Genomic DNA, 13543 nt, shown 5'->3' on the forward strand with positions numbered 1-13543 from the left:
GCGGTCAGGGGATGAGGAGCAGTTTTCCGGTCGTGCGGCGCGCTTCGAGGTCCTCGTGCGCCCGCCGGGCGTCGTCGAGCGGGTAGCGGCCGCCGATGTGCACGGTGAGGTCGCCCGATGCGATCCAGTCGAACAGGTCGCGGGAGCGCCAGAGCAGCTCCTCGCGGTCGGCGATGTAGTGGACGAGCGTGGGCCGCGTCAGGAAGAGCGAACCGGCCGCGTTGAGCCGCTGCGGGTCCACCGGCGGCACCGGGCCGCTGGCCGCGCCGTACAGCGCCAGCATCCCGCGGGGACGCAGCACGGACATGCTGTCGTCGAAGGTCGTCTTGCCGACGCCGTCGTAGACGACCTGCACACCTCCGGTGAGGCGGCGGACCTCCTCGGCGAAGTTGTCGTAGCGCACCACTTCGTCGGCGCCGGCGTCGCGGGCGAGCTTCTCCTTGTCCGCCGTCGAGACCGTGCCGATCACGCGGCCACCGCGCAGCTTGACCAGCTGTGTGAGCAGCAGGCCCACGCCACCGGCGGCGGCGTGCACCAGCGCGGTGTCGCCCGGTTTGATGGCGTACGTCGAGTGGGTCAGGTAGTGCGCGGTCAGCCCCTGCAGGATCACCGCCGCGGCCTTCTCCGGGCCGGCGTCGCCGGCCGGGACCGCGTAGTCGGCCGCGACGACGGCCCGCTCGGCGTAGCCGCCGTTCACGGCGGACGTGGCGACCACGTCACCGACCCGCACGTCGGACACGCCCTCGCCCACGGCGCTGACCCGGCCCGCGACCTCGCCGCCGGGGATGAACGGCAGGTCCTTGGGGTACGCGCCGGTGCGCTCGTACACGTCGCGGTAGTTGACGCCGCTCGCCGCGACGTCGATGGCGATCTCACCGGGCCCCGGACTCGGGTCTTCGGTTTCTGCGGGCCGGAGCACCTCAGGCCCGCCGAACTCGGTGACGACGATCGCGCGCATGTGACCTCCTGAAGCGAGGGTTCGACCAAGATCGAACGATAGCGCACCCGGTGCGGACGGAAATTGGGGTGAGCCGGGCGCCGCTCCGTACTAAGTTAGCGATTTCGCGCTCCCACACCGACCCGAGGGGTTCCGTCATGCCTGCCCAGGACGTCGAGGACACCGACGCGGAGATCGCGGCCGAACGCGCGTACCTGCGCCGCTCGCGTACGGCACTCGACCGGATGCGGCAGAACGTGCTCAGTCTCGACGCGTCGGCGGCCGGCGGCGACCCGGTGTCGGAGCAGGTGCTCAGGTTCGAGCTCGGCAAGCGGGCGGAGGCGCTGCGCGACGACCCCACGACGGCGCTGTTCTTCGGCCGGCTGGACCACCACGAGGAGCGCCTGTACGTCGGGCGCCGTCACGTGCACGACGACGACGGCGAGCCGCTGGTCATCGACTGGCGGGCGCCGATGTCGCGGCCCTTCTACCGGGCGAGCACGGCCGACCCGATGGGCCTGGCGCTGCGGCGCAGGTTCGGCTACTCCAGCGGGGAGCTCACCGCGCTGGAGGATGAGGACTTCACCGCCCCGGCGGAGTCGCGGATCCTGATCGACGAGATCGAGCGCCCGCGCGTCGGCCCGATGCGCGACATCGTCGCCACGATCCAGCCCGAGCAGGACGACATCGTCCGTGCCGACGCCGACCACACGCTGTGCGTGCAGGGCGCGCCCGGCACCGGCAAGACCGCGGTCGGCCTGCACCGCGTGGCCTACCTGCTGTACGCGCACCGCGAGCGGATGCGCCGCGGCGGCGTGCTCGTGATCGGCCCGAGCGCGTCGTTCCTGGACTACATCCGCGGCGTGCTGCCCGCGCTCGGCGAGATCGACGTCAGGCAGCGGACCCTCGAAGGGCTGCTGGAGGCGGTCCCGGTCAGGGTGCGCGACGAGCCCGCCGCCGCACGGACCAAGGGCGACGCACGGATGGCCGAGGTGCTGCGCCGCGCGATCTGGAGCCACCTGCGCGAGCCCGGCGAGGCACTCGTACTGCCCCGCGGCACCCGCCGCTGGCGCGTCCCCGCGTACGAGATCGCCGAGATGGCGGAAGAGCTCCGCGAACGCGGCGTCAGGTACGGCGCCGGCCGCGACCTGCTCTCCCACCGCATCGCCCACGCCATCCTCGTCCGGATCGAGTCGGCAGGTGAGGCGTGCGACGACCGTACGCACGAGGCGGTGCGCCGCACCCGTCCGGTCAAGGCGATGGTCGACCTGGCCTGGCCCGCGCTCGACCCGGTACGCGTCGTGATGCGCCTGCTGTCCGACGCCGGCTTTCTCGCCGAGGCGGCCGACGGGCTGCTCGACGCCGCGGAGCAGGCGGCGCTGCTGTGGGCCAAGCCCGCGAAGGGCCCGAAGTCGGCACGCTGGTCCCGCGCCGACGCGGTCCTCGTGGACGAGGCGGCCGACCTCATCAACCGCACGCCGAGCCTCGGCCACGTCGTCCTGGACGAGGCACAGGACCTGTCGGCGATGGAGTGCCGGGCGATCGGGCGCCGGTGCGAGACCGGGTCGGCCACCGTTCTGGGTGACATCGCGCAGGGCACGACGCCGTGGGCGGTCGGCGACTGGGCGACTCTCCTGCGCCATCTCGGCAAGCCCGACGCCGAGCGGACCGTGCTGGACCGCGGATACCGCGTGCCGCGGCAGATCATCGACTTCGCGAGCCGGCTACTACCCTCCATCGCGCCCGATCTGAAGCCCCCCACGTCCGTACGATCCGCGCCCGGTTCGCTTGACATGCGCCCTGTCACCGACCTTGACGCCGAGGTCGCGCGTGCCTGCCGTGAGGCCCTCGCGCGGGAGGGATCGGTCGGGCTCATCGCGGCCGACGCGACCGTACCCGCCCTGCTCGCGCTGCTGTCGGAGGAGGGCCCGGAGCACGTGCCGCTGGCCGAGGGCTTCGCCGGTTCACGGCTCGTCGTCACCCCCGCCACCCAGGCCAAGGGACTGGAGTTCGACCAGGTCATCGTCGTCGAGCCCGCCGCGATCGTCGACGCCGAGGCGGGGCCGGCCGCCGACGGACGATCACCCGGTCTGCGCAGGCTCTACGTCGTCCTGACCCGCGCGGTGTCGCAGCTGACCGTCCTGCACGCACGCGACCTGCCGGCCACGCTGCGCTGAGCGCGGGTGTGTGGGAAGCCCACACCACATTCGACACTATTGGTTAGCTCGGCTTCTTTTCTGTAGCCCAAAACGGGGGTAACGTCCCGCATTACCGAAATCGGGGGCGACAGGAGGAATCCATGGTCCTGGAGCCAGGCGAGGCACGGCGCGCACGAACGGTCGACGAAAAGGAGCGAGGGAAACAGATACGCATGGCGTCGATCGCCAGCGTGGTGGGCACCTCGATCGAGTGGTACGACTACTTCCTTTTCGGGACCGCGGCGGCCGTCGTCTTCCCGGATGTCTTCTTCCCCTCATCCACGCACTACGCCGGAACTCTGGCCTCTTTCGCGACCTACGCCGTGGGCTTCGGCGCCCGGCCGATCGGTGCCGCGATCTTCGGGCACTGGGGTGACCGGCTCGGCCGCAAGGCCACGCTCATCGTCACCCTCCTGCTGATGGGGGTCGCGAGCGCGCTCATCGGCGTGCTGCCCGGGACCGACTCGATCGGCATCGCGGCCCCGATCATCCTCGTCGTGCTGCGCATCCTGCAGGGCATCGCGGTCGGCGGGGAATGGAGCGGCTCGGTCCTGCTCTCCATGGAGTGGGGCAACAAGAAACGGCGCGGGCTGATGGCGAGCTGGCCGCAGATCGGCGTGCCGATCGGCCTCCTCCTCGGCACCGTGGCGATGTCGCTGCTGGCCAGGACGAGCGGGGACGCGTTCAAGGACTGGGGTTGGCGCATCCCGTTCCTGTTCAGCCTCGTACTCGTCGGGATCGGGCTCTGGGTACGGCTCCGCGTCCTGGAGTCGCCGCTGTTCGCCGAGGTGGTCGAGCAGAAGAAGGTCGCGAAGGTGCCGGTGGCCGACGTCATCAGGCACCACCCGAAGGAGATCGTGCTCAGCGCCCTGGTGCGGGCCTCCGAGCAGATGCCCTTCTACATCCTCACGACGTTCGCGCTGACCTACATCGTGGAGGACGCCGGCCAGACCAAGACCTTCGCTCTGAACGCGATCGCCGCGGCCGCCGCGCTGGAGCTGATCCTCATCCCGGTGTTCGGGAACCTCAGCGACACACTCGGCCGCAAGCGCGTCTACGCGATCGGGTCGATCGCGCTGGCGATCGTCGCGTTCCCCTACTTCGCCCTGCTCAACACCGAAGTCGGCATCGTCGTCTTCCTTACCGTGATGGTCGCCGCGATACCGCATGCCATCCAGTACGGGCCGCAGGCCTCGCTCATCGCCGAGGTGTTCCCGACCAAGCTCCGTTACGGCGGTGCGGGCATCGGCTACCAGCTCTCCTCGGTGTTCGCCGGAGGCCCGGCACCGCTGCTCGCGACCTGGCTGCTGCACGACTTCGGCTGGTGGGCGATCTCGGCGGTGATGGTCCTGGCCTCCTTGATCACACTGACGGCGCTCGCCCTGCTGCCCGACCGGGCGCAGGTCGACATCGCCGACGAGGCCGCGTACGTGTAAGGAGTGGCGAGGGTGGTCCCGCGAGGGGCCACCCTCATCCGCTGCCTGAGGGAAGTACGCCCCAGTCCGCCAGCGCTTCGAGCAGGCCGTCGGTCGTCGGCAGGCCACGCAGCTCCTCCGGAGCCGTCCATCGGGCGTCACTCGCGTCGTCGCCGGCGGCCAGCGTCCCGCCGGTGACCGTCGCCGCGTAGTCATGGATGTCATAGGTCAGCCCGCCCGGCCCGGGGCGTTCGACCCGGCCGACCAGCCGCCCCGCCTCGACCCGCAATCCGGTCTCCTCGGCGAGCTCGCGTACGACGGCCTCGGCGTCGGACTCACCCGCCTCGACCCGGCCGCCCGGCAGCGACCACAGGCCCTCGCCGGGCGGATGTCCCCGGCGGATGACCAGGAGGCGGCCCCCGGCGTCATGGACGATCGCTCCGACACAGCGCACCCGCATGCGGACAGGATGCCCCGGCGATCGCCGCAGCGCATCTCACAGTGCCGGCGGAGCATCCGGACCGGTCAACGGCTAAAGTGAGATCTCTTCGCAAAACCGGTTAAGTAAAGTCGGGGTTTGGGGTCGAATGAAGCGTCCGACGATCGCGGACATCGCCCGGCGGGCGGGTGTCACCAAGAGCACGGTCTCGTTCGCGCTGAACGGCCGCCCCGGCGTGTCGGACGCGACCCGGACCCGCATCCTGGAGATCGCCAAGGAGATGGGCTGGCAGCCGAGCCGTACGGCGCGCGCCCTGTCCGGCGGGCACGCGGGCGTGCTGGGCCTCGTCGTGGACCGGCCGGCCCGCACCCTGGGCATCGAGCCCTACTTCATGCAGCTCATCTCCGGCATCGAGAGCGAGCTGTCGAGCCGCGACATCGCCCTGCTCCTCCAGGTCACCGAGGACAAGGGCGCCCAGCAGGCGACCTACCGCCGCTGGTGGGCCGAGCGCCGGGTGGACGGTGTCTTCGTCGTCGACCTGGCCGTGGACGACGAGCGCACCAAGGTCCTCGCCGAGCTCGGCATGCCGGCGATCGTCGTGGGCGGCCCGCAGGGCATCGGTGATCTGCCGGGACTCTGGAACGACGAGTGCGCGCCGGTGCGTTCGGTGATGGAGTACCTGGTCGCGCTGGGACATCGGCGCATCGCGCGGGTGGCCGGGCTGCCCGGGCTCTGGCACTCCGTCATGCGCGAGGAGGTCTTCCAGGAGGCGGCGCGCGAACTCGGCGTGACCCCGTCGGGCGGCACCACCGACTACACCGGCGACGCGGGCGCGCGGATGACACGACGGCTGCTGGCCTCCTCCGCGCCACCGACAGCGATCATGTACGACAACGACGTCATGGCCGTCGCGGGCCTGGGCGTGGCGGCCGAGATGGGCATCCGCGTGCCCGACCGGCTGTCCATCGTCGCGTGGGACGACTCGATGCTCTGCCGGCTCGTGCATCCGCCGCTGACCGCGGTCGGCCTGGACATCGCCGGGTACGGCGCGGAGGTGGCCCGCCGCCTGGCCGACCTGGCCACCGGCCGGCCCGTGGAGAGCGAGTGTCACGCGACGGCGGTCCTGTCGCCGCGCGGCAGCACCGGACCGGCCCGGTGACGCCTCAGCCGCCCTTGTTCCACTCGTCGGCGAGCAGGGCCCAGACCACCGTGTCGTGAAGGGTGCCGCCGAGCGGGAACGACGCGCGCAGCACGCCCTCGCGCGTCATCCCGAGTCGCCGGGCGACCGCCATGCTGCGCTCGTTGGCCGGTATCGTGCGCCACTCCACGCGCGTCATGCCGCGCTCGCCGACCGCCCAGTCGATCATGTGCCGGGCCGCCCGCGTGACCAGCCCGCGGCCCTCCGCCTCGGGGGCGAGCCAGACACCCAGCTCGCACATGCCGGCCCGGGTGTCGAAGACGCGGAACAGCGTGCCTCCGGACAGCACGCCGCCGACCCAGATCCCGTAGAGCCGGCCCTCGTCCCGCGCCTGCCGGTCGGCGTAGGTCTGGAGCCACCGCCGCGCGCTGTCCACGTCGTCGACGATCTCCACCCACGGCAGCCAGGGCGCCAGATGGGCGCGCGAGCGGTCGGCGTGGGCGGCGAACTCATCCGCGTGCCACGGCTCTAGTGGCCGCAGTTCCGCGTCTTCGGCGAGAGGGTGCGCGAACATCCGACGATCTCCGATCCGTACCGAACGTTTGTTATGTACCGTAGCCCACGACGACAGAAGGAGGTACCCGCATGCCGGCCCCCGGTGACCACGATGCCCGGCGGCGCGACGTGTCCGTGGCCGTCTGGAGCGTCCTCGCCGCCCGCGGCTTCGGCGGCCTGACCCTGCGCGCCGTCGCGACGGAGATGGGCGCCTCGACCGGGCTGCTCACCCACTACTTCCCGACGAAACGCGCCCTGGTCCGCCACGCCCTGGAGATCGCCGAGGAGCGCACCGACGAGCGCGACCGGCGGGTCCCGGCGGACGAGGGCATGGAGGCGCTGCGCGCCGCGCTGCTGGACGTGCTGCCGCTCACGCCGGAGACGACGGCGATGAGCCGCGTGTGGGTGAGCTTCTGGGACGGGGCGCTCGGCGACGACGCCCTGGCCGCCCGGCAGAAGGCGCGCTACGAACGCTGGCGTGAGCGGCTGAGCCGCCACATCGAGGCCGCGCAGCGCGCCGGGCGACTGCCGGCCCCGGCCGATCCGGGTGAACTGGCCGCGGCCGCCGCCGCGTTCGCCCACGGGCTCGTCGTGCAGGCGCTGTTCGCCCCCGATGACTTCCCCCCGGACCTGCAGGCACGCCTCGTGGACACCTTTCTCGCGGCGTTCGGAAGCTTGACCGCTCTCGACTGAAATGGTTCGATTCGGTGACGGACTGTTGACGCTAAACCGGTTTAGTGGTCCCATGCACTAACCGGAACGCGGAACGGTCCGGATCCCACCTGTGGAGTCCAGGTCAGGTCCGCGCTCGGCCGGGGGCGGCCTCACGACTGACCGTTGATGGGAGACACAAGGTGAAGGCACGCGGAATCGCGGCACTGGCGGCGAGTGTGATGCTCGCAGCGGGGTTGGCCGCCTGCGGGAGCGGCGGCGGGAGCGACAAGTCGTCGCCGAAGACGCTGACCTACTGGGCGAGCAACCAGGGGCGCAGCATCCAGCAGGACCAGCAGGTGCTCGGGCCGGAGCTGAAGAAGTTCGAGGCCAAGACCGGCATCAAGGTCAAGCTCGAGGTGATCGGCTGGCCGGACCTGCTCAACCGGATCCTCGCCGCGACCTCCAGCGGGGCGGGGCCCGATGTCGTCAACGTCGGCAACACCTGGTCCGCCTCGCTCCAGGCCACCGGCGCGTTCCAGCCGTTCGACGACGCGACCATCGCCAAGGTCGGCGGCAAGGCGAAGTTCATCCCCTCGACGCTCACCTCGACCGGGGCGGCCGGCAAGCCCCCGGCGTTCGTGCCCCTCTACGGCCTGGCGTACGGGCTCTTCTACAACAAGAAGCTGTTCGCCGACGCGGGCCTCAAGCCGCCGCAGACCTGGCAGGACCTGGTCACCGACGCGAAGAAGCTGACGATCCCCGCCAAGAAGCAGTACGGCGTCGTCATGGAGGGCGCGAGCTACACCGAGGGCTCACACTTCGCGTTCATGTTCGGCGCGCAGAACGGCGCGAAGCTCTTCCAGGGCGGGCAGCCCGGCTTCGACTCCCCGCAGATGGTGGCCGGCGTGAAGCAGTACGTCGACCTGATGGCCGGGCAGAAGGTCGTCAACCCGAGCAACGCCGAATACGTCAACGACTCCGACATGCTCAAGGACTTCGCCAAGGGCAGGGCGGCGATGATGATGATCCAGAGCTACGCCCCCAAGGGCCTGGCGGAGAACGGCATGAAAGAGGGCGAGTTCGGCGTCGTTCCGATCCCGGTGATCAACCCGCTGCCGCCAGGTGGGCGCAAGGTCAGCAGCCACGTCGCCGGCATCAACATCGGGGTGTTCAAGAACACCAAGAACAAGGACGGCGCCCTCAAGCTGGTCGACTTCCTCACCAGCCCCGACGAGCAGAAGATCCTCGACACCCAGCTCGGCCCGCTGCCCGTCGTGCCGCAGGCGTACAACGACCCGAAGTTCCAGACGCCGGAGATCAAGACCTTCAAGGACATCCTCGCGAACTCCGCCGAGACCCTGCCGATGATCCCGGAAGAGGCGCAGTTCGAGACCCTGGTCGGTAACACGGTCAAGCAGCTCATCGCCGACGCGGCCTCGGGCAAGACCGTCGACGATCAGACGATCAAGAACGCGCTGACCGCCGCGAACAAGAAGATGCAAACCGGCGGATGAGCGACACCATCACCGCTCCCGGGGACGCGCCCGCGCGCGCCCCCGGGGGGCCCCGCCGACGGCGACGCCGGCCCACCCGGAACCTGCTGCCCTACGTCCTCCTGGTGCCGGCGCTCATCGCCGAGCTCGCCATTCACATCATCCCGATGCTCGTCGGGGTGTGGATGAGCCTGCTGCACCTGACCCAGTTCTTCATCCGCAACTGGACGGCGGCGCCGTACGGCGGCCTGACCAACTACCGCGTCGCGATGGACACTCACGGCCCGGTCGGCAAGGACCTGCTGCACTCGTTCCTCATCACGGCCGCCGTCACGGTCCTGGTCGTGGCCGGCGCCTGGGTGTTCGGGCTCGCCGCCGCCGTGTTCCTCCAAAAGCCGTTCCGCGGCCGCGCGACCCTGCGCACCCTGTTCCTGGTCCCGTACGCGCTGCCGGTCTTCACCGCGGTCATCACCTGGCGGTTCATGTTCCAGCGCGACAGCGGCATGGTGAACAACGTGCTCTCGGACGAGCTGCACCTGGTCCACGGCCACCCGTTCTGGCTGTTGGGCGGCAACAGCTTCGCCGCACTGGTGATCATCAACATCTGGCGGCTGTGGCCGTTCGCCTTCCTCACCCTCACCGCGGGGCTGCAGAGCGTGCCCGGCGACCTGTACGAGGCGGCGGCGATCGACGGCGCAGGGTTCGTCCGCAAACTGCGGTCGGTGACCCTGCCGCTGCTGCGCCCGGTCAACCGGGTGCTGCTGCTCGTGCTGTTCCTGTGGACGTTCAACGACTTCAACACCGCCTACATCCTGTTCAACCAGCCCCCGGCCAACGCGGACATGATCTCCATCCACATCTACAACGCCTCGTTCATCACCTGGAACTTCGGTCTGGGCTCGGCGATGTCCGTCCTGCTGCTGGCGGTCCTGCTCGTCGTCACGCTCGTTTACCTGGGCACCGGCCGCTTGAGGAGCCGTCATGCGTGAGTCGTCGGCGGTGCGCTGGGCGCGCCGGATCGTGCTGACCTTCCTGACGGTCTTCACCGTGGTGCCGCTGTACGTGATGGTGGTCTCGTCGATCAAGCCGTTGCAGGACGTCCAGGGCGCCTTCACCTGGTTCCCCTCGCACGTGACCTTCCGCCCGTTCGTGGACATGTGGCACACGGTGCCGCTGGGCCGCTACTTCATCAACAGCCTGGTCGTCGCGACCTGCGCGACGGTCTGCTCGGTGGCGATCGCGATCTTCACCGGCTACGCCGTCAGCCGCTACCGGTTCGCCGGCCGTGGCACGTTCATGACGGTCGTGCTGTCGACGCAGATGTTCCCGGGCATCCTCTTCCTGCTGCCGCTGTTCCTGATCTTCGTCAACATCGACCGCTACACCGGCATCACGCTGTACGGGAGCCGGCTCGGGCTGATCATCACCTACCTCACGTTCGCGCTGCCGTTCTCGATCTGGCTGATCGCCGGCTACTTCGACACGATCCCGCGCGAGCTGGACGAGGCCGCGCGGGTGGACGGGGCGGGACCGATGCGGACGCTGTTCCGCGTGCTCCTGCCCGTCGCCGCGCCGGGCATCGTCGCGGTCGCGATCTACGCGTTCATGACCGCCTGGGGCGAGGTGCTGTTCGCCTCGGTGCTCACCGACCAGTCGACGCGTACCCTCGCGGTCGGCCTGCGGGAGTACGCCAACCAGGCGCAGGTCTACTGGAACGAGGTGATGGCCGCCTCGCTGGTCATCAGCCTGCCGGTGGTGGTCGGCTTCCTGGCACTTCAGCGCTTCCTCGTCCACGGCCTGACCGCGGGCGCCGTCAAGTCCTGATCCGAAAGGCACCTTCTTGCATCGCAACTTCGCCAAACTGCCGGGAGCCGCGTGGCTCGGCGTCAACTTCTGGTCGCGCGTCGGCGGGCCGCTGATGTGGCGCTCCTACGACCCACGCGTCGTACGGGAGGAGCTCGACGTTCTGCGCGAGCACGGGCTGAACACCACGCGGTCCTTCTACTACTGGCCCGACTTCATGCCCGAGCCCGACCGGATCGACGAGACGCTCGCCGGGCACTACGGCGACTTCCTGGAGGCCCACGCCGAACGCGGTATGGCGACCATCCCGACCTTCATCGTCGGCCACATGTCCGGGGAGAACTGGGATCCGGCCTGGCGCGACGGCCGCGACCTCTACGCGGACGTGTGGATGGTGGACCGGCAGGCGTGGTTCGCCGAGGAGATGACCCGCCGCTACACCGGGCATCCGGCCGTCGCGGGCTGGCTGATCACCAACGAGATGCCCATCTACGGCGGCAAGGCGCCGACCGAGCAGGTGACGGCCTGGGCCCGGCTGATGGTCCAGGCGGTGCGCGCAGGAGGGGCGAAGGAGCCCGTCTCGATCGGCGACGGCGCCTGGGGCGTCGAGGTGACCGGTGAGGACAACGGTTTTTCCGTACGCGACCTGGCCGCCGTCACCGACTTCGTCGGCCCGCACGTGTACCGGATGGAGAACGACCTGGTCCGTCAGCACTACAACACGGCGTTCATCTGCGAGCTGGCCGGCACGTACGGGCGCCCGGTCGTGCTGGAGGAGTTCGGCTGCTCCTCGGACTTCGTCTCCGACGACAACGCCGCGCACTACTACCGGCAGGTCCTGCACAACAGCCTGCTCGGCGGGGCGACCGGCTGGCTCGGCTGGAACAACACCGACTTCGACCTGGTCGACCAGCCGCCGTACAGCCATCACCCGTTCGAGCTGCACTTCGGCCTCACGACGGTCGACGGGACGCCGAAGCCGGCCCTGGAGGAGATGCGCCGGTTCGGGGAGACCCTCGCCCGGATCGACCTGGCGGCCTGCGAGCGCGCCGAGACCGACACCGCGCTCGTCGTGCCGTCCATCCTGGACACGGGGTTCTCCTTCACCCACGCCGCCGACCGCACCGACGTCTTCGGCGCGCTGCGGCAGGCGTACGTGACCGCGCGGGCGGCGGACCTGCCGGTCGGCCTCACCCGTGAGACCGGCGGCATCGCACCGGACGCGCGGCTGTACCTGGTCCCGTCCGCCAAGCAGCTCACCGGGCCGGGCTGGTACCGCCTGGAGGAGCTCGCCGCGGGCGGCGCCGTGGTGTACGTCTCCTACTGCGCGGGATCGCACGGCTGGCAGCGCGGTCCCTGGTACTCCCACATGAACGCCATGTTCGGCGTCGAGCACCGGCTCACGTACGGCCTGGCCGACCCCATCGAGGACGACGTCGTCGAGCTGACCTTCACCGCCGACCTCGGCCCGCTCACCGAGGGCACCACCCTGGCCTTCCGCGCCGCCGGCACCGAGCACAGCCGCTCGTACCTGCCGGTCCGGCCCACCACCGCCGAGGTGGTCGCGGTGGACGGGCACGGGCGGCCCGCGGTGCTGCGCCGCCGCCACGGCGACGGCTGGGTCGTCCTGTGCACCTATCCGCTGGAGCACATGGCCGCGGTCACGCCACGCGTCAACCCCGACCCCGCCTACCGGCTCTACGACGCGCTCGCCGGGCTCGCCGGGGTGCGCCGCCCGGTCACCGTCCCGGATCCGCGGGTGTCGGCGGACGTTCTCGTGCGCGCCGACGGGACGCGGTTCGCCGTCCTCGTCAGCCAGGCCGACGCGGAGCTCAAGATCACGCCCGAGATCACACCCTCCGGCCCGGTGCACGAGGAGGTGGTGATCGAGCCATATGGTGTGGTCGTGCTGGAGCTTCGACCTTGACAGATGTACGGGAGGCGGCGGTGCCCGGGGCCGCTCAGCCGGCGACCGGAGCCACCGGGGCCAGAGGGCATAACGGGCCGGGCGTGCTCGCCGTCGACATCGGCGGCACGAAGCTGGCCGCCGCCCCGGTCCGGCCGGGCGGCACCCTCGGCCCGCTCGTGACCCGCCCGACGCCCTCCGGTGACGCCGAGGCGGTCTGGGCCGCCCTCGCCTCCGTCGTCACCGAGGCGATCGGCGGCGAGGACGTGTCCGGTGCGGGCATCGGCTCGGCCGGTCCGCTCGACGCGGTCGCGGGCACCGTCAGCCCGGTGAACATCCCCGGGTGGCGCGGCTTCCCGGTCCGTGACCGCCTCGCCGAGCTGCTGGCCGGGCGGCCGGTCGTCCTGGTGAACGACGCGGTGTCGGGCGCGGTGGGGGAGTACCACTACGGCGCCGGCCGCGGCGTACGCGCGATGCTGGGCATGGTCGTGTCGACGGGCGTCGGCGGCGGCCTGATCCTCGACGGACGGGTGTACGCCGGGCGTACCGGCAACGCCGGGCACATCGGGCACACGGTGGTCGACCTCGACGGGGACCCCTGCCCGTGCGGCTCGCGCGGCTGCGTCGAGACGATCACCTCCGGCCCCGCGATGGTGCGCTGGGCGCTCGCCAACGGCTGGAGCGCCTCCCCGCCCGACGGCAGGACGCTCGCCGCCGCGGCCCGCGACGGTCATCCGGTCGCGATCGCCGCGTTCGCGCGGTCCGCGCGTGCCCTGGCGGCCGGGATCGCGTCCGCCGCGGCCCTCTGTGACCTGGACCGCGTGGTGATCGGCGGCGGCGTGGCTCGCGCCTGGGACGTCCTGGAGCCGCCACTGCGCGAGGCGCTGGACACCTACGCCGGGCTCGCCTTCGTACGGCGGGCCGAGGTCGTGCGGTCCGAACTCGACGGACAGGCGGGGCTCCTCGGCGTCGCCGCCCTGGTTCACGATCCCGAAATGGTCTGAC

12 protein-coding genes are annotated in these 13543 nt (G+C 70.8%); 9 read left to right on the forward strand and 3 right to left on the reverse strand.

All coding sequences use genetic code 11. The features are described from left to right. Positions 1-4: 4 nt before the first annotated feature. A complete protein-coding gene (locus FB559_RS25250) occupies positions 5-958 on the reverse strand; it encodes a quinone oxidoreductase family protein (protein WP_141958250.1) in 954 nt (317 codons plus the stop codon). 137 nt (positions 959-1095) lie between these two features. On the opposite strand from FB559_RS25250, the gene FB559_RS25255 reads away from it, so the two are divergent. Both FB559_RS25255 and FB559_RS25260 read left to right on the forward strand, forming a co-directional pair. Next, the gene (locus FB559_RS25255) at positions 1096-3114 is read left to right on the forward strand and encodes a HelD family protein (RefSeq protein WP_141958252.1); all 2019 of its coding nucleotides are present in this window, start codon (positions 1096-1098) and stop codon (positions 3112-3114) included. 122 nt (positions 3115-3236) lie between these two features. Further along, positions 3237-4571, forward strand: coding sequence for an MFS transporter (locus FB559_RS25260; protein ID WP_141958254.1), 1335 nt, complete (start codon positions 3237-3239; stop codon positions 4569-4571). A gap of 34 nt (positions 4572-4605) precedes the next feature. On the opposite strand, the gene FB559_RS25265 is transcribed toward FB559_RS25260, so the two are convergent. Then, entirely contained in the window at positions 4606-5010 is a 405-nt protein-coding gene (locus FB559_RS25265) for an NUDIX hydrolase (RefSeq protein ID WP_141958256.1), read from the reverse strand. Between the two features lie 127 nt (positions 5011-5137). Here FB559_RS25265 and FB559_RS25270 point away from each other — a divergent pair, with 127 nt between their 5' ends. Continuing rightward, positions 5138-6148: a LacI family DNA-binding transcriptional regulator gene (locus FB559_RS25270; protein WP_141958258.1), complete on the forward strand. Its 1011-nt coding sequence runs from the start codon at positions 5138-5140 to the stop codon at positions 6146-6148. A gap of 4 nt (positions 6149-6152) precedes the next feature. On the opposite strand, the gene FB559_RS25275 is transcribed toward FB559_RS25270, so the two are convergent. Then, positions 6153-6701, reverse strand: coding sequence for a GNAT family N-acetyltransferase (locus FB559_RS25275; protein WP_141958259.1), 549 nt, complete (start codon positions 6699-6701; stop codon positions 6153-6155). A gap of 71 nt (positions 6702-6772) precedes the next feature. On the opposite strand from FB559_RS25275, the gene FB559_RS25280 reads away from it, so the two are divergent. From FB559_RS25280 to FB559_RS25305, 6 genes are all read left to right on the forward strand, one after another. After that, positions 6773-7375, forward strand: coding sequence for a TetR/AcrR family transcriptional regulator (locus tag FB559_RS25280; RefSeq protein ID WP_141958261.1), 603 nt, complete (start codon positions 6773-6775; stop codon positions 7373-7375). Positions 7376-7536: 161 nt separating this feature from the next. Continuing rightward, positions 7537-8850 carry an ABC transporter substrate-binding protein gene (locus FB559_RS25285; protein ID WP_221640181.1) on the forward strand — a complete coding sequence of 438 codons (1314 nt, stop codon included), beginning with the start codon at positions 7537-7539 and terminating at the stop codon, positions 8848-8850. Further along, on the forward strand, positions 8847-9818 hold the full coding sequence (locus FB559_RS25290) for a carbohydrate ABC transporter permease (RefSeq protein ID WP_141958263.1): 972 nt from the start codon (positions 8847-8849) through the stop codon (positions 9816-9818). The genes FB559_RS25285 and FB559_RS25290 overlap by 4 nt, the downstream gene beginning before the upstream one ends. Then, positions 9811-10653 carry a carbohydrate ABC transporter permease gene (locus tag FB559_RS25295; protein WP_141958264.1) on the forward strand — a complete coding sequence of 281 codons (843 nt, stop codon included), beginning with the start codon at positions 9811-9813 and terminating at the stop codon, positions 10651-10653. The genes FB559_RS25290 and FB559_RS25295 overlap by 8 nt, the downstream gene beginning before the upstream one ends. Positions 10654-10669: 16 nt before the next feature. After that, positions 10670-12559: a glycoside hydrolase 5 family protein gene (locus tag FB559_RS25300; RefSeq protein WP_221640182.1), complete on the forward strand. Its 1890-nt coding sequence runs from the start codon at positions 10670-10672 to the stop codon at positions 12557-12559. Next, positions 12556-13542 carry an ROK family protein gene (locus tag FB559_RS25305; protein ID WP_246122022.1) on the forward strand — a complete coding sequence of 329 codons (987 nt, stop codon included), beginning with the start codon at positions 12556-12558 and terminating at the stop codon, positions 13540-13542. The genes FB559_RS25300 and FB559_RS25305 overlap by 4 nt, the downstream gene beginning before the upstream one ends. The last annotated feature ends 1 nt before the right edge of the window (position 13543 follow it).

Source organism: Actinoallomurus bryophytorum (genome assembly GCF_006716425.1).
GTDB classification, from domain to species: domain Bacteria; phylum Actinomycetota; class Actinomycetes; order Streptosporangiales; family Streptosporangiaceae; genus Actinoallomurus; species Actinoallomurus bryophytorum.

Bases quoted from the DNA above. Each gene is read 5' to 3' on its own strand.
- FB559_RS25250 (WP_141958250.1), bottom strand. From the start codon at position 958: ATGCGCGCGATCGTCGTCACCGAGTTCGGCGGGCCTGAGGTGCTCCGG.
- FB559_RS25255 (WP_141958252.1), top strand. From the start codon at position 1,096: ATGCCTGCCCAGGACGTCGAGGACACCGACGCGGAGATCGCGGCCGAA.
- FB559_RS25260 (WP_141958254.1), top strand. From the start codon at position 3,237: ATGGTCCTGGAGCCAGGCGAGGCACGGCGCGCACGAACGGTCGACGAA.
- FB559_RS25265 (WP_141958256.1), bottom strand. From the start codon at position 5,010: ATGCGGGTGCGCTGTGTCGGAGCGATCGTCCATGACGCCGGGGGCCGC.
- FB559_RS25270 (WP_141958258.1), top strand. From the start codon at position 5,138: ATGAAGCGTCCGACGATCGCGGACATCGCCCGGCGGGCGGGTGTCACC.
- FB559_RS25275 (WP_141958259.1), bottom strand. From the start codon at position 6,701: ATGTTCGCGCACCCTCTCGCCGAAGACGCGGAACTGCGGCCACTAGAG.
- FB559_RS25280 (WP_141958261.1), top strand. From the start codon at position 6,773: ATGCCGGCCCCCGGTGACCACGATGCCCGGCGGCGCGACGTGTCCGTG.
- FB559_RS25290 (WP_141958263.1), top strand. From the start codon at position 8,847: ATGAGCGACACCATCACCGCTCCCGGGGACGCGCCCGCGCGCGCCCCC.
- FB559_RS25295 (WP_141958264.1), top strand. From the start codon at position 9,811: ATGCGTGAGTCGTCGGCGGTGCGCTGGGCGCGCCGGATCGTGCTGACC.